Below are 19267 nucleotides of genomic sequence, written 5' to 3' on the forward strand. Positions count from 1 at the left end.
AGTTTCTAATAATTTTTTTTAACCGTTTTTCGTGTAAATTATATTAATACCTATGCTTACAAAAGTTCATCCTGAAAGATTATTTATTGGTTCAATTATGTTGGCCTTTGCATTATTAATCATGACTATTGTTGGTATTAAACCTCAATTGCTTCAAAGTCTTCAGTTTCTAATATTATTTGTATCCCTCCTTTTAGTAATTTGGATTGGATTTAAAGCAGGTAAATTTGATATTATTACGAATCGACTTCGCAACCGAGCAGTGGGTTGGCTTATTGCAGCAACATTCTCAACAGCGCTTTGGTCATTTGCTCAAAAAAGCACTCAGTTAGTGTTTCCAGCCCTTAAGGAGTATCGAAAGATTTGGAATACGTTTGAGCCTTTTGCTTTATTTGCGACAGTTGTATTTATTTTATTTGCCTTGATATTGTTTATCGTTGGATCCAGAGATTCTAAATTAGAGCGTCCAGGATTTATTGAGCGCTCCCTTGTTCATAATTTGTCTAGCAAAATTGCAGCATTACCTATGGTGTTTACTGCCGTTGGCGTTTTCGTTATAGCAACCTTGTGGACGGTTTATCATTCGTTTACGAATAGCCGCATGCTTCCAAAAAGTGAGTTTATTGGACTTGCACAGTACGAACGACTTTGGAACTCTGATCGCTGGTACATGTCTATAGAGAATTTAGCTATTTATGGCGTTTGCTCTTTAGTTTTTTCTCTATTAATTGGCTTTATGTTGGCGGCATTATTGGATCAAAAAACAAGATTTGAAAATACTTTTAGAACTATCTTTTTATACCCATTTGCTCTTAGTTTTATTGTTACAGGACTAGTATGGCAATGGATTTTAAACCCAGATTATGGCGTTCAAAAAATTGTTCGATCGTTAGGGTTTGATTCATTTGTGTTTAACCCACTTTACAATATGGATATTGTTATTTATGGAATTCTAGCAGCGGGACTTTGGCAGGGTACAGGGTTTATCATGTGCCTTATGTTGGCTGGTCTTCGCGGCATTGATCAAGAAATATGGAAGGCTGCAAGAATTGACGGTATTCCAATGTGGAAAACGTATATTCAAATCGTCATTCCAATGATGCGCCCAGTTTTTATTACAACACTTGTTATCATTGCTGCTGGAATTATTAAAGTATATGACTTGGTTGTTGCGCAGACTTCAGGCGGACCAGGAATTTCTTCAGAGGTCCCTGCAAAATATGTATACGACTACATGTTTGGCGCACAAAATCTAGCTCAAGGCTTTGCCGCCTCAACCATGATGTTAGTTTCTGTTTTAATTGTATTAATTCCATTTACATATTTGGAATTTGGGAGACGTAAAAATGCCTAATTCTTCAGATGTAAAAATTACAGATGGCCCTAGAGGGCCAAAACCACGCAAGATGCTAAGTCGAAGAAATATTATTCTTTATGGGACGCTTATATTTGTCGCCATATATTACTTAGTTCCTCTCTATGTGATGATTGTTACTTCATTAAAAGGGATGCCCGAAATTCGTCTAGGTAATATTTTTTCACCTCCAATTGAGGTTACTTTTGAGCCCTGGGTAAAGGCATGGGCGCAGGCTTGTACTGGTCTTAATTGCGACGGTCTATCTAGGGGTTTTTGGAATTCAGTAAAGATAACTATTCCTTCAGTTTTTGTATCAATAGTAATTGCATCAATTAATGGTTATGCTTTGGCAAACTGGCGTTTTAAGGGGGCCAATCTATTTTTTACAATCTTAATATTTGGCGCATTTATTCCTTATCAGATTATGATTTATCCACTTGTAATATTGCTGCGTGATTTGGGGCTTTATACAAAATTACCTGGCTTAATTCTTATTCATACTATTTTTGGAATGCCTATTTTAACGTTATTATTTCGTAATTATTTCACAACCATTCCTGAAGAACTTTTTAAAGCAGCTAGAGTTGATGGAGCAGGTTTTTGGGGGATATATTTCCGAGTAATGATGCCGATGTCGCTGCCAATTTTTGCCGTCGCTATTGTTTTGCAGGTGACAGGAATTTGGAATGACTTTCTATTTGGTGTGATCTATACAAAACCAGAAAATTATCCAATGACTGTTCAGCTAAATAATATTGTGAATTCAGTTCAAGGAGTTAAAGAATATAACGTAAATATGGCTGCTACCTTATTGACCGGTCTGGTGCCTTTGGCTATCTACTTTATTTCAGGAAAGCTCTTCGTGCGCGGCATTGCTGCAGGCGCCGTTAAAGGTTAAAAAAAGGATAATTAAAAAATGAATAGCATAGAAATTAAAAATCTTTCACTAAATTTTGGTGATGTTAAGGTTCTTAAAGACCTTAATTTAACGATTGAAAAAGGAGAATTTTTAGTTCTCTTAGGCGCTTCAGGTTGTGGTAAATCAACTTTGCTTAACTGCATCGCAGGTTTGCTGGATGTTACGGATGGTCAGATTTTTATCAATGAGCAAAATGTTACTTGGCTTGAGCCAGCGCAGAGGGGTATTGGTATGGTATTCCAATCCTATGCGCTTTATCCGCAAATGACGGTTGAAGGTAATCTTTCGTTTAGCTTAAAAAATGCAAAACTTGCTAAAGATGAGATTAATAGACGAGTCAAGAATGCTTCAGAGATCCTTCAAATTGAGGATCTTTTAAAGCGGAAGCCTGCAGCACTTTCTGGAGGTCAGCGTCAACGCGTGGCAATAGGGCGAGCTTTAGTAAGAGACGTTGACGTTTTTTTATTCGACGAACCTTTATCTAACCTAGATGCTAAATTAAGAACAGAATTAAGAGTCGAGATTAAAAGGCTTCATCAAAAATTAAATAATACGATGATTTATGTAACACATGATCAAATTGAAGCAATGACATTAGCGAATCGTATAGCAATTATGAGGGACGGGCTGGTCTTACAATTGGATGACCCAAAAAATATTTATAATTTTCCTATTAATAAATATGTTGCAGAGTTTATTGGCTCTCCAGGTATGAATTTCCTTCAAGGAAAGATTAATAACAAGGACAATGTAAGCTTTCAAATTGACGATACTTTATTTGAATTAGGTGGCTATAATTTTCAAACAATTGTTGAGGACAAAAGGCCTGTGTGGCTAGGAGTAAGGCCCGAAAATATAGTGGTTAATGACGGCAATAAAAGTATGCCTGTTAATTTTGATGTAGTCGTTGAGGTTATAGAGCCTATGGGCGCCGATACACTTGTTTGGTCACATTTTAATGGTCATGAATTTCGATTTACTGTTGACGGAAATAAAGTTATAAATATAGGCGAAAAAATTAACTTAGGTTTCGATCCTCTTCATATTTCTATCTTTGACTTTGAGAGCGAAGATAGGCTGTAATTTTTTTTAATATTATATAGGTTGATATATTTATGTATAAATTTCCTAAAGATTCGCAATTAAATGACCCTAAATTCCTTTTTGGTGTTGCAACTGCATCTTATCAAATTGAAGGCGCAACAAACGTTGATGAGCGCTGCACTTCAATTTGGGATACTTTTTGCGCTACACCAGGTAAGGTTTATAAGCAACATAATGGCGATGTTGCTTGCAATCATTACAACTTATATCAGCAAGATGTTGACTTAATTTCTTCTTTAGAGGTTGATGCGTATAGACTTTCAATTGCATGGCCTCGTATTATAAAACTTGATGGGAGCGTTAACCAGAAAGGGCTTGATTTTTATGATAGGTTAATCAGTGCCTTAGAAGAAAAAAATATTAAAATAATGGCTACACTTTATCATTGGGATTTACCTCAATATTTAGAGGATGAGGGTGGCTGGTTAAACCGAGAAACATCAACTAAATTTGCTGAGTATGTCGAAGTTGTGAGTTCCTATTTTGGCGATAGAATTGATTTTTATGTTACCTTGAATGAGCCGTGGTGTAGCGCTTATCATGGCTATCGTTATGGGATCCATGCCCCAGGTATTGTAGGTGATAAATCTGGTTTTTTGGCTTGCCATAATTTGCTATTAGCTCATGGCTTGGCTATGCCAATATTAAGAAAAAATGCCGCCAACTCTAAGCATGGAATAGTACTAAACTTTACGCCTAATTATCCTGTCGATGACTCCGCTATCGAAGCTGCAAAGTTTGCAGACGATGAGCATTCCCATTGGTTCATTAAGCCAATCATGGAGGGGAAGTATCCTGAATCTGTATTCCAACATTTTATTGATGTAATGCCGACTATTGAAGAGAATGATATGGCTATTATTAGTAAAGAAATTGACTTCTTGGGGGTAAATTTTTACTCTCGAAGTATGGTTGAGAGCGGAAGACAAGGAAAGGTTTCTGATACTATTTTGAAAAAACTTGAGCGTGCAGAGGCTCGTGTTCAAGAGTTCAATGATGTTTCTGCTGAGGACACTAAGGCAGAGCAGCTACAAAAGCTAATGAATCAAAAAAATTCTCACTATATGAATGTTGATTTAGAAGATGTAGAGCGAACTCATATTGGCTGGGAAGTCCATCCAGATGCGCTTCTTAAATTGTTAACGGATCTTCATGAAACATACAACTTGCCACCGATTTATATTACTGAAAATGGAGCTGCAGTAGATGACCACTTAATTGATGGTGTGGTTGATGATGAGCAGCGTTATCGTTATTACCAAAATCACTTGTCTATGGTCGATCAAGCAATTAACAAAGGGGTTGATATTAGAGGTTATTTTGCATGGAGCCTTATGGATAACTTTGAGTGGGCAGAGGGCTATAAAATGCGCTTTGGTATTGTATATGTTGACTATGAAACTCAAAAAAGAACGCTCAAGCAAAGTGCCATTAAGTTCCAGGAATTTTTAAAGGCTCGGAAACAAGGATTATTGGCTTAGAAATAGTCTAAATATTGCGTATAAATATAACCTTAAAGGTAATAAATTGTGACACTTTGACACAAATTAAAAAATCTCATAGTTTAAAATTTAGAAAGTTTTTGCATTCTACTTTAAATATTTTTTTAGCGATTTTATGAATAAACTGCATTCGGATATTGGCCTAATAGGGCTTGGTGTAATGGGATCTAGTCTTGCTTTGAATATGGAGAGTAATGGCTACAGAGTCTCTGTTCATAATCGCACGTCTCCACAAATAGATAATTTAATCAACAATAGATCAAAGAGTAATAATATTATTGGTTTCGCTAATCTTGAGGAGTTTGTAAGTTCAATTGAAAAGCCTCGTAAAATTATGCTTATGGTTGTTGCAGGTTCAGTAGTTGATAATTACATTAATAAACTTATTCCTCTAATTGACAAAGGCGACATTATTATTGATGGTGGCAACTCTCATTACCCCGACACTATTAGAAGAACTAAAGAGCTAGAAGACAAAGGCTTTCAGTTTATTGGTGCTGGCGTCTCTGGAGGCGAAGAGGGTGCTCTAAAGGGCCCTTCAATCATGCCAGGAGGCTCAGTATCTGCTTGGCCTGAAGTAAGAGGTATATTTCAGGCAATATCAGCCAAGGTTGAGGGTAGCGAGCCTTGTTGTGACTGGATAGGTGAAGATGGCTCTGGCCACTTTGTAAAAATGGTCCATAACGGCATTGAGTATGGTGACATGCAGCTTATTTGTGAAGCTTACCAAATCATGAAAGATGTCTTGGATATGTCGAACGATGAAATGCATCAAGTATTCAAAAAGTGGAATGAGGGTGAACTTAGTAGTTATCTAATCGAAATCACTGCAGACATAGTTAAATTTAAAGATAAGGACGGGACTTATCTTGTTGATAATATTTTAGATGCGGCAGGTCAAAAAGGAACCGGTAAGTGGACTGCAACGGTTGCCCTTGAACTTGGCACGCCTCTTACTTTAATTGGAGAAGCGGTATTTTCAAGATACCTTTCATCCATTAAACAAGAACGCATCCAGGCATCAAAGTTGTTAAGTGGCCCAAGCCATGCTTTTGAAGGTAACAAGGAGCAAGTTCTCAATGATATTCATGATGCACTATATGCTTCAAAGATTGTTTCTTATGCCCAAGGATACGCCTTACTAACAAAAGCAGCTAAAGAATTTAATTGGAATCTTAACTACGGCGGTATTGCTCTTATGTGGCGCGGAGGCTGCATCATTCGCTCAGCTTTCTTAACTAAAATTAAAGATGCCTATGACGCTAATTCTGAGCTGCAAAACTTATTACTAGATCCTTTTTTTAAAGATAAGATTAATAAATCTCAAGATGGCTGGCGCCGAGTTTGCTCATTAGCAATTAGTCATGGCGTGCCAATACCTGCAATGACCTCCTCTCTGTCATATTTTGATGGTTACAGGACTGAGAGACTGCCAGCTAACCTACTTCAAGCTCAGCGCGATTATTTTGGTGCCCACACCTATGAGCGACTAGATGCAAAAAAAGGTGAATTTTTTCATACTGAGTGGATCAAGGGCAATTAATTATGAAGCCTGAAGCTGCTATAAAAATTAAAAGCTTTGTGCTTTTTGGGGCCCTAGGGGACCTATCTATTCGTAAGTTAATACCTGCCTGGTATTATCTAGAGCGCGACCATAAGCTTGATGATGGTTTACAGATTTTGGGTGTTGGAAGGAAGGAGCTAACGAAGATTCAGTTCCAAGAAAAAGTAAACGATGCTCTAAGCACTAATGTATCAGATGAGTACTTAGACGTTGATATTATTTCTAAGCTTTTGAGTCGCTTTGATTACTGTTGCTGTGATCTTCAGAATCCTAATAGCTACCAAGAATTAAGCTTAAGTCTTAAGGAGTGGAGTAAGCCAGTCGCTTACTATTTAGCAATCTCTCCAAAGCTTTTTGAAAGTGTTTTTGATGGTCTAAATAGCGAACAAATAATAACCAGTTCATGCAGAATTGTTGTTGAGAAACCTATTGGGTATGATCTTGAGTCTTCTAAAGATATTAATGCCAAGCTTTTAAAGCACTTTAATGAGTCTCAAATTTATCGAATTGATCATTATTTAGGCAAAGAAACAGTGCAAAACCTTATCACTCTTCGGTTTGCAAACTCTTTGTTTTCAAGTCAATGGAACAGTAAGGGTATTGATTATATTGAGATAACTGCCGCAGAATCTGTTGGTATTGAGGACCGTTGGGGTTATTTTGATGGAATGGGGCAGCTAAGGGATATGGTGCAAAGCCATCTTCTTCAGTTGCTATGCCTAATAACAATGGAGCCACCCAATCGCCTTAATGATCAGAGTATTCGCTCAGAGAAGGTTAAGGTTCTTGAAGCTTTAAGACCGATTAATAAGGACGAAGTGGAGTCAAATTTTGTTTCTGCGCAATATACCAATGGTAAAAATAAACTTGGCTATATTAATGAAGAAGGCGCAGATATAACTAGTCACACAGAGACATTTGTAAGTATTAAGGCAGAAATACAGAACTGGCGATGGAAAGGGGTTCCTTTCTACTTAAGAACTGGCAAAAGAATGAAAAGTAAAATGACGCAAATTGTTATTCATTTTAAATCTGATGGGCACTATATTTTTGATCAAGACAGTGAAAGTTTAAAAGGTAACACCTTAATTATCAGTTTGCATCCTTCTGAAAGTATCTCTTTGCAGGTTTTTACTAAGCCCCATGGCGTTGATAAGCACTCAACTTTAAGATCTGACCCTATGAGCCTAGATTTTATAAAAACTCAAAAATTACTCAATATTCCAAGCGGCTATCAAAGTCTCTTGATGGATATTCTCAATGGTAATCAGAGTTTATTTCTCTGTAAGGAAGAGGTCGAGCTTGCCTGGCAGTGGTGTGATAATGCTTTAGAGTCGCACAAAAAATCAAATCAAGAACTGTATTTCTATCCTGCGGGAACTAATGGACCCAAGGAGAGTGAGCAACTTATTCAGAGCAATGGACATGAATGGCATGAGGAGTAGTAAAACTTATTATTTACCCGATTGTGTTGACTTTTATAGTACAAATAATAGTGAATCATTGGCTATAGATTTATCTCAAAGTATTGGTGAAATTTTAGCTGAAGCAATCAAAAAAAGAGGTCGTGCAAGTATCGCTGTTTCTGGAGGAAGTACGCCTATTCCACTTTTTAAAGAGTTTTCGCTATTGAATATAGACTGGACAAAAGTAGATTTAACATTAGTTGATGATCGATGGGTTGACCCTAAGAATGCTGACAGCAACGAATTGCTTGTGAGAAAGCATTTTATAAAAAATAAAGCATCCAAGGTCAATTTTATTCCGTTAAAAAATGACGCTAAAACAGCTAAAGATGGTCAAAAAAATAGTGAAGAAATGTTAAAAAATATCACGCTTCCTTTTGACGTTATTGTTTTAGGTATGGGCTCTGATGGACATACTGCATCTCTTTTTCCTTGCTCAGATGAGCTTTCTGAGGCGATGAATCTAAATAATTTAAACTGCTTGATTTCAACTTCTCCAAAAACTGCGCCTTATGAGCGCTTAAGCCTTACTGCAAGGGTGATTATTGATGCTAAAAATGTTTTTCTACATCTGAATGGATCTAGCAAGCTCCACACACTAGAAAGCGCAATGGAGTATAAAGACTTAAGCAAAATGCCAATCTATACTTTTTTAGAAAATGGACTTAGCATCTACTGGAGTCCTTAAATAATTTTATTTTAAGTTGTCTGCCATAATGCACTTTATTTTTTGAAAAAGCAATGGATAATAATGTGCTTTATAATTAAATTTAAAACCTACTTATGAAAATTAATAATATTGACGGCGAAGTAGTTAAAGATAACGAAACTTATATTCTTAAGGATAACACCTCACTAAATAACTTTGTAATTAGCTCAACAACTCTTCATGCTGGTAAATCAACAAAGGGCCACAGCCATGCTGGCAAAGAAGAGGTTTACATGATTATGAGTGGAAGTGGAAAAATGGATCTTGATGATAAGACTATACTAATCGAGGGTGGCGATATGGTTCTGATTGAGGATGGTGTTTTTCATCGCGTTCATAATTTGGGCGAGGTTGATTTGTATATGGTTTGCATATTTGATGGAGATCGAGAAAATGTTTACAAAACCTAACTATTGCTGGAGACTGTAACCATCAGCAAGCAGTCTTATAATTTGGTTGGTGATATAGGCGCAACTAATGCAAGGTTTGCTCTTGTGGCTCCTGGCACGTCAGACATCGAAAACATCCAGAGCCTTAAATGTGAAGATTTTGATAACATTCAGAGCGCAATCAGTTTTTACATATCTTCGTTTTTAGAGTTTGACATTGTTTCAGCATGCTTTGCTACTGCTGGTACGGTTCATTTAGATGTTTTTAAGCTTGCTAATAACCACTGGACTATAAACAAGTCAGATGTCGCTAAAACTTTAAATGGAGTGACCATCAAATGGATTAATGATTTTACAGCCCAAGCATTTGCAACCACAACTCTTACTGATAGCGAAGTTATTACTTTAAATAAAGGTATTGTTGAACCAGAAAAATTAAGGTTGGTTATAGGCCCAGGAACGGGGCTAGGGGTTTGTGGGTTAATCATGTCTCCTGCGGGCTGGCTTCCAATTGCAGGTGAAGGTGGTCACTCTGATTTTGCACCAAACACTAGTATTGAATATGAAATATTAACGTTACTCGCTAAAAAGTTTGGCCATGTTGCCGTAGAGAGGATTCTATCTGGCCCTGGAATTATGAATCTGTATGTGGCGCTTTGCCAAATCAATGGTAAAGACAGAATATATACAACACCCTCTGAGATAACTGCCACTGCAGTTAATGCTGGAGCTGACCCAATTGCTGATGAAACAATTCAAATGTTTTGTAAAATTTTTGGCTCAGTCGCGGGGAGTATGGCCTTAACAGTTGGCGCTTTAGGCGGCGTTTATATTACAAGCGATCTGGTTAGAAATTTTTTAGATCTATTTATTGAAAGTGACTTCCAAAAAAGCTTTGAGAGTAAAGGAAGACTCCAGCCAGTTCTTGAAGATATTCCAGTGTACCTGTCTAAAAAGAAAAACATGGGCCTCATCGGCACCGTTTACGAAATCAATAACTACTGGATGCAAAAAGGCTTTAAAGTCTAAGATTTATATTGCTGCCTTGGCGCATAAAAAAATCAAGCTTATTTAATATCTAGAGCAGTCTTCATTAGAATTTCAGCAATTTCATCTCTTGATCCAAAGTAATCTACCACGTTAATTTCTAGACCTGGACTACCCTCAGAGGCCTCAGTAATCTCATTAGGTATATCTCTTGTGATGTGAACCCCGGCAGATAGGAAATAAGGCAATATTGTAACTTTAGTTGCGCCTACTTCAGTGCACTCTTTAATTGCTTCTGGAATAGAGGGTGATGCGAACTCCAAAAAGGCTGGCATTACTTTATCAAATTCTTTCGGTTCTAATGTCGAAATTTTATTAGATAAAGATGCAATCTCAATGTTTGATTCTTCTCTTCTGCTGCCGTGGGCAACTAGTAATAATATATGCATATTTTTTATATAATAATGAAAGTCATAATATGTAAATAACCACAATAGATATAGATAACATGTTTTACAGTGAAAGGCACTTTATAGGGTATCTTATCACCTTGAAAAAATAAATTTGAGAGACTAAATTGTACCAATGTACTTCAATACACGAATCTGCAAGTGAGGCAAAAATTGGGATTCTTTTGTCTAATTTGGGAACCCCTGATGCACCTACGAAGAAGGCAGTTAAGCCTTATTTACGACAGTTTTTATCAGATACAAGGGTTATTGAGCCTCCTCCTCCTCGCTGGATTTGGAAAATTATATTAAATGGGGTAATTCTTAACTTAAGACCAAGAAAATCAGCGAAGGCCTATCAAACTGTTTGGGATACGCATGGTCAAGGATCACCGCTTCTATCAATTGCAAAAAAACAAAAAAATGCAATAGCAATAGAGCTTGAAAAGCTTGCACCTGGTAAGTTTGCTGTGTCTTTAGGTATGAGCTATGGAAATCCATCAATGGGATCTGCACTAAACGAGCTTGAGGCTCAGGGATGTAATAATATTATAATCTTACCTTTATATCCTCAATATGCTGGGGCATCAACTGGTTCAGTTTTTGATGCAGCTGCTAGAGAACTGATGAACTGGAGAAATGTTCCTGACTTAAGGTTTATTAGTAGCTACAGTAAAGAAGATTTATATATTGAAGCTTTAGCTAATAGTGTTAAAGAATATCAAGCAGCTCATGGTAAGCCCGATCTCCTTTTAATGTCATACCATGGAATACCTAAGCGCTACTTTGATAAGGGAGATAACTACCCATGTCAGTGCTGCAAAACTACGTTTCTTTTGGCCTCTAAGTTAAATTTAAAGCCTAATGAATATACTATGACATTCCAATCTAGACTAGGAGCTGGCGAATGGATGAAGGAATATACTGATAAAACATTAAAGGCACTTCCAGCCAAAGGCGTGAAAAATGTTCAAGTTATCTGTCCTGGTTTTTCCGCAGATTGTCTTGAGACGATTGAAGAGATTAGTGAGGAAAACCATGATTACTTTATGGAGTCAGGTGGTGAAAAATTTGGCTACATTCCAGCGCTTAATGACAGAAAAGACCATATCGAATTCCTAACACAGCTTCTACTAAAAAATGCAGTAGGGTGGATGTAATAAGATGAAGATTGTCATCTTTGGTGGTTCGGGATTGATTGGTAATGCGCTTGCAAAAAATCTTTCAGCTAGTCATGAAGTTCAGTGCTTAAATAGAAGTGCTTTCAAATCTATAGATACTTTGTCATCGTCATTAAAAGATAGTGATCTTGTTATTCAACTGTCTGGATCGACTATTGCAAAGCGATGGACTAAGAGTCATCTAAAAGAAGTTTGGGAGAGTAGGGTTGATACAACTCAAATGCTCTCAAAAGCAATAAGCATGATGACAACCAAGCCAAGGGTAATGTGCGCTTCAGGGGTTAGTTTTTATCCTGAATCAGATTGTAGAAGCCCTCACTCTGAGAGTGGTGTAAGAGGCGAGGGTTATCTTGCTGAGCTTTCAGTGGCATGGGAGAGCGCTGCAAAGTCAATTTCAGAAGACACCATAATTTTAAGATTTGGGGTTGTTCTTTCAAGGAGTGGAGGCGCTTTTATGAAGCTTTATTGGCCTTATTTTTTTGGATTAGGCGGCCCAATTGCAAGTGGAGACCAGTGTTTTTCTTGGATTCACATAAAAGATCTTGTAAGAGCTGTTAATTTTATTTTAAATAATCCACAAGCTAATGGTGTCTATAACATTACTGCGCCAGAGCCTATTCCTCAAAAGGTATTGGGTAAGGCTCTTGCTAGTGCTTTAAAAAGACCATTTTTAGTGCCGCTTTGGGAATGGCAGTTAAAACTACTTTTTGGAAGTGGCTCACAAATATTGACAGAGAGTATATCTGTTATCCCAAAAAAAATACTTGAGGAAGGCTTCATTTTTGATTATCCAGATATTAAGAGTGCAATGGATGATCTTACTTAGTAAGATTTTTTAATGCTTTGGCCTGAAGTTTCTTTGGTATATGATAAAATATAATATTGAGATTCACCCTGTAACAAAGAATTACTTTTAGACTTTCCATCTTGGAGGGTCTTTTTTTTGTATTAAATTTTGGAGAAGATATGAAAGTAACTAAAGATAAAGTCGTTTCAATGCATTACACCCTTAAGAATGATGTGGGAGACGTTATTGACTCGTCTGAAGGCAAAGAAACTATGGACTTTTTACAGGGTCATGGAAACATAATTCCAGGACTAGAGACAGCTTTAGAGGGCTCAAAGAAAGGTGATAAGGTTGAGGTTTCTATTGAGCCTGAAGAGGGTTATGGCCTTAAAATGGATGATGCAATTCAAGAAATTCCAAGAACTGCCCTACAAGGAATTGATGAGGTAACTATTGGGATGCAGCTCCAATCTCAAGACCAAGATGGAAACCCTTTTGTTGTGACTGTTATTAAGCTGGATGACGAAAAGATTACTGTTGATGCAAACCATCCTTTGGCTGGAGAAACTCTTCACTTCTCAGTCTCTATTGAAGACGTTAGAGATGCATTGGAAGAGGAAGTTTCTCATGGACATGCGCACTCTGCTGGCGGACACTCCCACTAAATAAATATGACTCTTAGCGGACTAAAGTGATTAATAAGATTGCTTGTCCGCTTTGTAAGACAACTAATAGCTCTAAATTCTATAAAGAGAAGTTTCGCGAATATTTACGCTGTTTAAGTTGTGATTTTATTTTTGTTCCAAAAATGTATCACCTCTCAGATGCTGAGGAAAAATCAAGATACGATACCCATAATAATGATCCTAATGATCATCGTTATCGACACTTCTTATCCCAACTATTGGTGCCCCTTTTAGAAAGGATCCAACAAAAATCAAATGGCCTTGATTTCGGCTCAGGCCCTGGTCCAACGCTTTCTCTTATGCTTGAAGAGTGTGGTCACTCTGTGGATCTCTATGATAAGTTCTATGATAATGATATTTCTGTATTTGAGAAAAAGTATGACTTTATTACCGCTACCGAGGTAGTGGAGCATTTGAGTGAGCCTATGTTAGAGATAAGTAGGCTTATTGAAACCCTTAATAATCAAGGTCATCTTGCTGTAATGACGCAAATATTAACCCCTCAAATTGACTTTAGCTTATGGTATTACAAGAATGACCCATCTCATATAGGCTTTTTTACTAAAAAGTCGCTAAGTTTCTTAGCGAGCTATTTGAATATTGAGGTTTATTTTATCTCTGAAAGGGTGGTTTTCTTCAAAAAAATAGTTAAGGAAGGATATTGAGATAGCTTTCGTAACGATTAGGATTTATTTCTCCTGATTCAACAGCATCTTTAACCACACATCCAGGCTCATTAATGTGATGACAGTTTCTAAACTTACACTCACCGGCTAGTGATTTAAATTCTCTAAAGCCATTAACTATTTGTTTTTCAGAAAGGTTATCCAATTGAAACTCTCGTATTCCTGGAGAGTCAATTAAGTCACCACCACTAGGAATATGGTAAATAGTTGTATTCGTCGTGGTATGCTTTCCAAGCTTACTCTTGCTCGAAATTTCATTAACTCTAAGTTCTAAATCAGGAATAAGCGAATTAATTAACGACGACTTTCCGACGCCAGATTGACCAAGAAAAATATGCGATTTATTGACAAGCTTCCTTTTAAATTCTTGTAAATTCGTTTCGTTTTTTACACTTAAAAAGTGTACGCCATAGCCTAGCTCTTTGTAATGGAAAAAGTCACTTTCTAGTTGGTCACTATTTTTTGAAAGCTCAATTTTGTTGACAACAATATTAATTGGTAGATTGGAGTCTTCAGCGATTACAAGGTAACGATCAATAAGCTCAAATTGATAGTGAGGCTCAATAGCAACAACAAGCCAAAGCTGATCAATATTGGCGGCTATTAGGCGATCCTGCCTCTTTAATTCTGTTTTCCTTGGGAATATTGCTGTAACTATTCCTTCACCTTCTTTTGTTGTCTGAAGAAGAACCTGGTCACCTGCGACAGAAAATCCAATATTTTGACGACTGACTGACTGAAAAATTTCTCCACTTTTGAGCTCAACAAGCTGTCTTTGTCCATATCTTGTAATAACTAGTCCTTTATGCCCAAGCTCAGTATTATCTATATCTAATTCAGCATCGTTAGATACTTTATTTGCACGGGCAATTTTTTCAGATTGAACCTTATCAATTCGCCACTGCTGTCTTCGTGTAAGGGCCACTAAATGAGCAATTTATTATTGTAGGCGCTCAATTCTGAGAACCGCACTTGGGTGTGAATCATGAAAGGCTGAGTAGTATTTATCTGGAGATAATGACGATGAATTTTCTTTATAAAGTTTAATTAGTGAAGAAATTAAATCATTAGCATCCGTATGACTTGCTGCGAAAGCATCTGCTTGAAACTCATGCTTTCTAGATGCAAGGTTACTGAAAGGCGTAATGAAAAAACTAAAGACTGGTAGTGCCAAAGCGAAAAGAACAAGCGCAGCATGAGATGATGGCTCAGTTACTCCAAGCCCATTATAAAACCAAGTTTGCTTTATTAGGAAACCTAATAAAGCAAGGCTTGCAAAACTAAATATAAAAGAGCTAACCATCCTTTTTTGAGTATGTTTATGATGAAAGTGTCCCAGTTCATGCGCTAGGATTGCTTCAATTTCTTTATCTTCCATACCTTTGAGGAGCGTATCAAAGAATACAATTCTTTTATTTTTACCAATTCCTGTGAAGTATGCGTTTCCATGAGACGATCTTTTAGATCCATCCATAACATAAATCCCGTCACTTCCAAAGCCTGTTCGAGTAAGTAAACTTGTAATTCTATTTTTAAGACTCTCATTTTCTAGTAGGTTAAATTTATTAAAAATTGGCGCTATATAAGATGGATAAATCCACATCATTATTAGTGAAAATCCACTAATAATTAACCAAACATAAATCCACCAATAATTCCCAATGGACTCAATATTCATAAGAAATAAAATTGCATAGATCAATGGAAGTATTAAAATTAAAGTTAATAAGATTTCTTTAAATAAATCACCTACAAAAGTTCTAATAGTCATTCGATTAAAGCCAAATTTTTGTTCAAGAACAAATGTTCGATAGATGCTGAAGGGGAGGTCAATAAGGCTTGCAATTAACATAATGCTTAGAACAAAAACTGTCCCCATAAAAACAGGATCTAAAATTCTTTGACTCCAGTATGAATTAAGTGAATCCATGGCCCCACCAAGCGTCCAAATAAGAAGTACAACAGTAGAAAAAATGATTTCAAAATGATTTAAAAGAAGCTTAGCTTTGGTGTAGCTACCTGCTTTTTGATGATCTTCAAGCTTGATGGACTTACTAAAGCCTTCTGGAACAACATTAAAGGAGTTATTTATTGCTTTATCTTGTCTAAAATTAAGCCAAAGTAATGATAAAACAGACGTTGATATTGCGAATAAAAAAATAAAAGTAAATAAGTTGAATTGCATTTTTTTTAATTTAGAAGAGAGAAAGTTTTCAAATGTAATTATACCTAGTGATTTAAGATATATTAGATATTGAAAATTTCATAAATTGCTGGGTATAATTTCGTGATAAATATCAAATATATATAGTTTAATTTTTAAAAATTAAGGTTTTTTATGATGACAATGGAAGACAGAGATGGATTCATCTGGATGGACGGAGACTGGGTCGATTGGCGTGAGGCAAAAGTTCACGTTCTAACCCATACCCTGCATTATGGAATGGGCGCTTTTGAAGGTGTTCGTGCTTATGAAACAGCCGATGGACCTGCAATATTTAAACTTGAAAAACATACTGAACGACTATTTAATTCAGCTCAGATTCTTGGAATGAGCATCCCTTTTGATGCGAGTGCTTTAAACAAAGCTCAAAGAGAAGTTGTTACAAAAAATAATCTAAACTCTGCTTACATTAGGCCTATGTGTTTTTACGGCTCGGAAGGTATGGGCTTAAGGGCTGATAATTTAAAGGTACACGTAATGATAGCGGCTTGGGAGTGGGGCTCTTATTTAGGTGAAGACAACATGAAAAAAGGCATTCGAATTCGAACCTCTTCTTATATTAGACATCACGCCCATCCCTCTTTGAGTGGTGCTAAGATGAATGGTAACTATATTAATTCAATGATGGCCCTCAAAGAAGCCCAAGATCATGGCTTTGATGAGGCCTTAATGCTTGATGTTGATGGATTTGTCTCTGAAGGTAGTGGTGAAAATATTTTTGTAATTAAAGATGAGGTTCTTTTTACACCTCATTTAACTTCTGCTTTACCAGGAATAACTCGAGATACTATTTTTACTTTAGCAAAATCTTTAGGTTATAAAGTCATTGAAAAGAAAATTTCTTGTGATGACATTTATGAGGCTGATGAAGCATTCTTTACAGGAACCGCAGCAGAGGTTACGCCAATAAGAGATCTCGATGGAAATCAAATAGGAATAGGATCTCGTGGCCTAATAACAGAGAAACTTCAAGCTTTATATTTTGATTGTGTTCATGGGCGTAATGAAGAATATAAACATTGGATTGAGAGTGGGAGATGTTCTTGAAAAAACCAAATCATCCTGACTCCACCACTATCTTAGTTTCTAAAAATGATATCCCTTTTCATTGCCCACCAAAAGATGTTAAGACATGGAATATGCACCCTAAAGTATTTCTTTCGTTTTCGGAAGAAGGAAAATCAAAATGCCCATATTGTGGTGCTAATTATCAGTTAGATAAATAAAATTTTTTCGCTTGAAAAATGCAACCAAAAATAAATAATATTATTCTAGTTGGCCCAATGGGTTCAGGGAAGACAACTATTGGAAGACGTTTATCAGAAAATCTAAGTCTCGATTTTTTTGATTCGGACCATGAAATTATCGATACAACAGGTGTAAGCATTGATCATATTTTTGATGTCGAAGGTGAAATAGGTTTTAGAGCTCGTGAATCCAATGTATTAATAAAGTTGTGCAATATGCCCAATATTGTTTTAGCAACTGGAGGTGGGGCAGTAATACTAGAAGAAAATCGTAAATTGATTAAGAAGGCAGGAACAGTAGTTTACCTTTGGTCATCGGTTGATCAAATTCTTAGAAGGACTGCAAAATCAAAAACTAGACCTTTACTTGACAAAAGCAAAAACCGTAGAAAAACAATTATGGGTATTGTTAAAGCTCGAGATCCATTATATAAAGAGGTTGCTTCCCTTATAGTTAACACAAATGGAAAAAAACTTAACGAAGTAATTGATGAAATTATTAAAGCATTGTAGACTTTACATTTTAGATTTTTCTTAAACTTCATCAAAACTTCACTAAAATATTTTTCTGATACTCTAAAATGTAATTTTTTAAATAGCTTTAGTTTCTAAACAATAAAAAGGGGATAAGATGTTAAAGAGAGTTAGTCTTTCAATTTTTATATTAATGTCATTAAATGCAAATTCAATAACTCTAGATGAATTTAGCGAGAGGTTGGTGGCATCCCATCCTTATTTTGATCAGTTATCTTTATCTGAAAAAACTAGCCTTCTGAATCAAAAATCATCTTTAACCTATTCTGATTGGAATATTAAAGCAGGTGCTAGTGAGACATTTACTCAGGGTGAGGACTCATCATCAAGATCATATAATGACTTATTTTCAACCAAGTATGAACTATCTGCAAATAGAACTGTAGGCAACTCAGGAGCTAAGGTTAATATAAAGCATTCTTTAACACGAAATGATAAAGACAGTAATGCCTCTCATTCAAATCTTTTGTCGATTGATTACACTCTTCCCTTACTGCAAAATAAAGATGGCTTAAATGATCGCCTTGCATCTGATCTGGCCTCTTTAGATCTAATGGCAAAGCAAGTTAGTCTCAAAGAACAGGCTGAGTCATATTTGGCAGCTAAGCTCAATAAGTTTATAGATTTAGGGCTTAAACAAGAAGTTGTAAAAAATCATAAAATTTCACTTGATTTAGCCCAAGAGCAACTTGACTTAGATGAGGAAAAATTTAAAAACTCTTTGATTGATAAATCAGTCTTAATTCAACAAAAAGATTCTTATGTTAAAGCCAAGCAGCAACTACTTCAGTCTAGTAAAGAGTTAATTATTGAGAGAAGGGAACTTGCTAATCTAATAGAATATAAAGAGTCAGACATGATTGCTGTTCTTGATTTGTTTGAAGTTCATGATTTAATTGAAATTAACCCCCGATCATTTGTTAAAGATTCAAGACTAATACAAAAGTTTGACTTTGAAAAGGCGAAACTTCAAAGACAGTTAGTAACCTTTGAAAATAAAACTATGCCTAGTATTAATTTAAATTTCGGTTTATCTTCGTTGGGTGAGGATGATAAATATTTTGGTAGTTATGGTAATCGAGATTATTCTTGGAATGTTGGTGTTGATATCTCTTATCCATTAGGTTCTAGAAAAGAATTAATTGATGTTGAACGTACTGAAATCAGTATGAATAATATTGATGCTGAAAAGAAAGAGGCTGAAATTACAAATATTCATCAAATTAACTACTTACTTGCACAAGTTGACTTATTGTCTGAGCTTGTTGTTCTTTATTTAGAACAAGGTTCTTTAGCTGAAGAAATGGTTATTGAGGAGCAAATTAAATTTGGTGAAGCCAGAGGTCAAAAGGCACTTGTGATTGCAGCAAAAAGAAATGCTAATCTAGCAAATCTTACTTATCTTCAAGCAGCAGGAACTTATCAAAAAATAGTTGTTGATTACACAGCAGCAATCGATCAATTATATAAATAGAG

At 36.1% G+C, this 19267-nt stretch carries 20 protein-coding genes; 17 read left to right on the plus strand and 3 right to left on the minus strand.

All coding sequences use genetic code 11. The annotated features are described in order from the left end of the window. Nucleotides 1-526 precede the first annotated feature (526 nt). From ABXT49_RS04110 to glk, 9 genes are all read left to right on the plus strand, one after another. Nucleotides 527-1354 carry a carbohydrate ABC transporter permease gene (locus ABXT49_RS04110; protein ID WP_416653522.1) on the plus strand — a complete coding sequence of 276 codons (828 nt, stop codon included), beginning with the start codon at nucleotides 527-529 and terminating at the stop codon, nucleotides 1352-1354. Beyond that, complete coding sequence (locus ABXT49_RS04115; RefSeq protein WP_416653454.1) at nucleotides 1347-2255, plus strand: carbohydrate ABC transporter permease; 909 nt, start codon at nucleotides 1347-1349, stop codon at nucleotides 2253-2255. The genes ABXT49_RS04110 and ABXT49_RS04115 overlap by 8 nt, the downstream gene beginning before the upstream one ends. An 18-nt stretch (nucleotides 2256-2273) precedes the next feature. Next, nucleotides 2274-3359: an ABC transporter ATP-binding protein gene (locus ABXT49_RS04120; protein WP_416653456.1), complete on the plus strand. Its 1086-nt coding sequence runs from the start codon at nucleotides 2274-2276 to the stop codon at nucleotides 3357-3359. A gap of 32 nt (nucleotides 3360-3391) precedes the next feature. Further along, entirely contained in the window at nucleotides 3392-4861 is a 1470-nt protein-coding gene (locus ABXT49_RS04125) for a family 1 glycosylhydrolase (protein WP_416653457.1), read from the plus strand. Between the two features lie 136 nt (nucleotides 4862-4997). Further along, nucleotides 4998-6425 (plus strand): decarboxylating NADP(+)-dependent phosphogluconate dehydrogenase, encoded by a 1428-nt coding sequence (gnd, locus tag ABXT49_RS04130; RefSeq protein WP_416653459.1) that lies wholly within the window; start codon nucleotides 4998-5000, stop codon nucleotides 6423-6425. 2 nt (nucleotides 6426-6427) lie between these two features. After that, nucleotides 6428-7891: a glucose-6-phosphate dehydrogenase gene (zwf, locus tag ABXT49_RS04135; RefSeq protein ID WP_416653460.1), complete on the plus strand. Its 1464-nt coding sequence runs from the start codon at nucleotides 6428-6430 to the stop codon at nucleotides 7889-7891. Further along, nucleotides 7845-8600 carry a 6-phosphogluconolactonase gene (pgl, locus tag ABXT49_RS04140; RefSeq protein ID WP_416653461.1) on the plus strand — a complete coding sequence of 252 codons (756 nt, stop codon included), beginning with the start codon at nucleotides 7845-7847 and terminating at the stop codon, nucleotides 8598-8600. The genes zwf and pgl overlap by 47 nt, the downstream gene beginning before the upstream one ends. 95 nt (nucleotides 8601-8695) lie before the next feature. Further along, nucleotides 8696-9031, plus strand: coding sequence for a cupin domain-containing protein (locus ABXT49_RS04145; protein WP_416653462.1), 336 nt, complete (start codon nucleotides 8696-8698; stop codon nucleotides 9029-9031). Nucleotides 9032-9034: 3 nt separating this feature from the next. Then, entirely contained in the window at nucleotides 9035-10039 is a 1005-nt protein-coding gene (glk, locus tag ABXT49_RS04150) for a glucokinase (RefSeq protein WP_416653464.1), read from the plus strand. Nucleotides 10040-10077: 38 nt separating this feature from the next. On the opposite strand, the gene ABXT49_RS04155 is transcribed toward glk, so the two are convergent. Next, nucleotides 10078-10446, minus strand: a complete 369-nt coding sequence (locus tag ABXT49_RS04155; protein ID WP_416653465.1) for a sirohydrochlorin chelatase — start codon at nucleotides 10444-10446, stop codon at nucleotides 10078-10080. A gap of 128 nt (nucleotides 10447-10574) precedes the next feature. Between ABXT49_RS04155 and hemH the strand changes: the two genes are divergently transcribed. The 4 genes from hemH (at nucleotide 10575) to ABXT49_RS04175 (ending at nucleotide 13765) form a co-directional block, all read left to right on the plus strand. Further along, the gene (hemH, locus tag ABXT49_RS04160) at nucleotides 10575-11606 is read left to right on the plus strand and encodes a ferrochelatase (protein ID WP_416653466.1); all 1032 of its coding nucleotides are present in this window, start codon (nucleotides 10575-10577) and stop codon (nucleotides 11604-11606) included. Between the two features lie 4 nt (nucleotides 11607-11610). Beyond that, on the plus strand, nucleotides 11611-12453 hold the full coding sequence (locus tag ABXT49_RS04165) for a TIGR01777 family oxidoreductase (protein WP_416653467.1): 843 nt from the start codon (nucleotides 11611-11613) through the stop codon (nucleotides 12451-12453). Between the two features lie 140 nt (nucleotides 12454-12593). Continuing rightward, a complete protein-coding gene (locus tag ABXT49_RS04170) occupies nucleotides 12594-13079 on the plus strand; it encodes an FKBP-type peptidyl-prolyl cis-trans isomerase (protein ID WP_416653468.1) in 486 nt (161 codons plus the stop codon). Nucleotides 13080-13105: 26 nt separating this feature from the next. After that, the gene (locus tag ABXT49_RS04175; protein WP_416653469.1) at nucleotides 13106-13765 is read left to right on the plus strand and encodes a class I SAM-dependent methyltransferase; all 660 of its coding nucleotides are present in this window, start codon (nucleotides 13106-13108) and stop codon (nucleotides 13763-13765) included. Here ABXT49_RS04175 and rsgA read toward each other — a convergent pair. After that, nucleotides 13749-14711, minus strand: a complete 963-nt coding sequence (gene rsgA / locus ABXT49_RS04180; protein WP_416653471.1) for a ribosome small subunit-dependent GTPase A — start codon at nucleotides 14709-14711, stop codon at nucleotides 13749-13751. The two genes, ABXT49_RS04175 and rsgA, sit on opposite strands and share 17 nt — an antisense overlap. 15 nt (nucleotides 14712-14726) lie before the next feature. Then, entirely contained in the window at nucleotides 14727-15971 is a 1245-nt protein-coding gene (locus ABXT49_RS04185) for a M48 family metallopeptidase (protein WP_416653472.1), read from the minus strand. A 156-nt stretch (nucleotides 15972-16127) separates the two neighbouring features. Here ABXT49_RS04185 and ABXT49_RS04190 point away from each other — a divergent pair, with 156 nt between their 5' ends. The 4 genes from ABXT49_RS04190 (at nucleotide 16128) to ABXT49_RS04205 (ending at nucleotide 19265) form a co-directional block, all read left to right on the plus strand. Further along, nucleotides 16128-17057: a branched-chain amino acid transaminase gene (locus tag ABXT49_RS04190; protein WP_416653523.1), complete on the plus strand. Its 930-nt coding sequence runs from the start codon at nucleotides 16128-16130 to the stop codon at nucleotides 17055-17057. Then, nucleotides 17048-17236, plus strand: coding sequence for a zinc-finger domain-containing protein (locus ABXT49_RS04195; RefSeq protein WP_416653475.1), 189 nt, complete (start codon nucleotides 17048-17050; stop codon nucleotides 17234-17236). The genes ABXT49_RS04190 and ABXT49_RS04195 overlap by 10 nt, the downstream gene beginning before the upstream one ends. Before the next feature lie 18 nt (nucleotides 17237-17254). Then, complete coding sequence (locus ABXT49_RS04200; protein ID WP_416653477.1) at nucleotides 17255-17770, plus strand: shikimate kinase; 516 nt, start codon at nucleotides 17255-17257, stop codon at nucleotides 17768-17770. A gap of 118 nt (nucleotides 17771-17888) precedes the next feature. After that, nucleotides 17889-19265, plus strand: coding sequence for a TolC family protein (locus ABXT49_RS04205; protein ID WP_416653478.1), 1377 nt, complete (start codon nucleotides 17889-17891; stop codon nucleotides 19263-19265). Nucleotides 19266-19267 lie beyond the last annotated feature (2 nt).

Origin of the sequence: Candidatus Pseudothioglobus sp. Uisw_086, from assembly GCF_048085745.1 — a bacterium.
Classification (GTDB): Bacteria; Pseudomonadota; Gammaproteobacteria; order PS1; family Pseudothioglobaceae; genus Pseudothioglobus.

Bases quoted from the DNA above. Each gene is read 5' to 3' on its own strand.
- ABXT49_RS04120 (WP_416653456.1), top strand. From the start codon at position 2,274: ATGAATAGCATAGAAATTAAAAATCTTTCACTAAATTTTGGTGATGTT.
- ABXT49_RS04185 (WP_416653472.1), bottom strand. From the start codon at position 15,971: ATGCAATTCAACTTATTTACTTTTATTTTTTTATTCGCAATATCAACG.
- ABXT49_RS04125 (WP_416653457.1), top strand. From the start codon at position 3,392: ATGTATAAATTTCCTAAAGATTCGCAATTAAATGACCCTAAATTCCTT.
- gnd (WP_416653459.1), top strand. From the start codon at position 4,998: ATGAATAAACTGCATTCGGATATTGGCCTAATAGGGCTTGGTGTAATG.
- ABXT49_RS04170 (WP_416653468.1), top strand. From the start codon at position 12,594: ATGAAAGTAACTAAAGATAAAGTCGTTTCAATGCATTACACCCTTAAG.
- ABXT49_RS04165 (WP_416653467.1), top strand. From the start codon at position 11,611: ATGAAGATTGTCATCTTTGGTGGTTCGGGATTGATTGGTAATGCGCTT.
- ABXT49_RS04195 (WP_416653475.1), top strand. From the start codon at position 17,048: ATGTTCTTGAAAAAACCAAATCATCCTGACTCCACCACTATCTTAGTT.
- zwf (WP_416653460.1), top strand. From the start codon at position 6,428: ATGAAGCCTGAAGCTGCTATAAAAATTAAAAGCTTTGTGCTTTTTGGG.
- ABXT49_RS04145 (WP_416653462.1), top strand. From the start codon at position 8,696: ATGAAAATTAATAATATTGACGGCGAAGTAGTTAAAGATAACGAAACT.
- ABXT49_RS04205 (WP_416653478.1), top strand. From the start codon at position 17,889: ATGTTAAAGAGAGTTAGTCTTTCAATTTTTATATTAATGTCATTAAAT.
- ABXT49_RS04190 (WP_416653523.1), top strand. From the start codon at position 16,128: ATGACAATGGAAGACAGAGATGGATTCATCTGGATGGACGGAGACTGG.
- ABXT49_RS04110 (WP_416653522.1), top strand. From the start codon at position 527: ATGGTGTTTACTGCCGTTGGCGTTTTCGTTATAGCAACCTTGTGGACG.
- ABXT49_RS04200 (WP_416653477.1), top strand. From the start codon at position 17,255: ATGCAACCAAAAATAAATAATATTATTCTAGTTGGCCCAATGGGTTCA.
- ABXT49_RS04155 (WP_416653465.1), bottom strand. From the start codon at position 10,446: ATGCATATATTATTACTAGTTGCCCACGGCAGCAGAAGAGAAGAATCA.
- ABXT49_RS04115 (WP_416653454.1), top strand. From the start codon at position 1,347: ATGCCTAATTCTTCAGATGTAAAAATTACAGATGGCCCTAGAGGGCCA.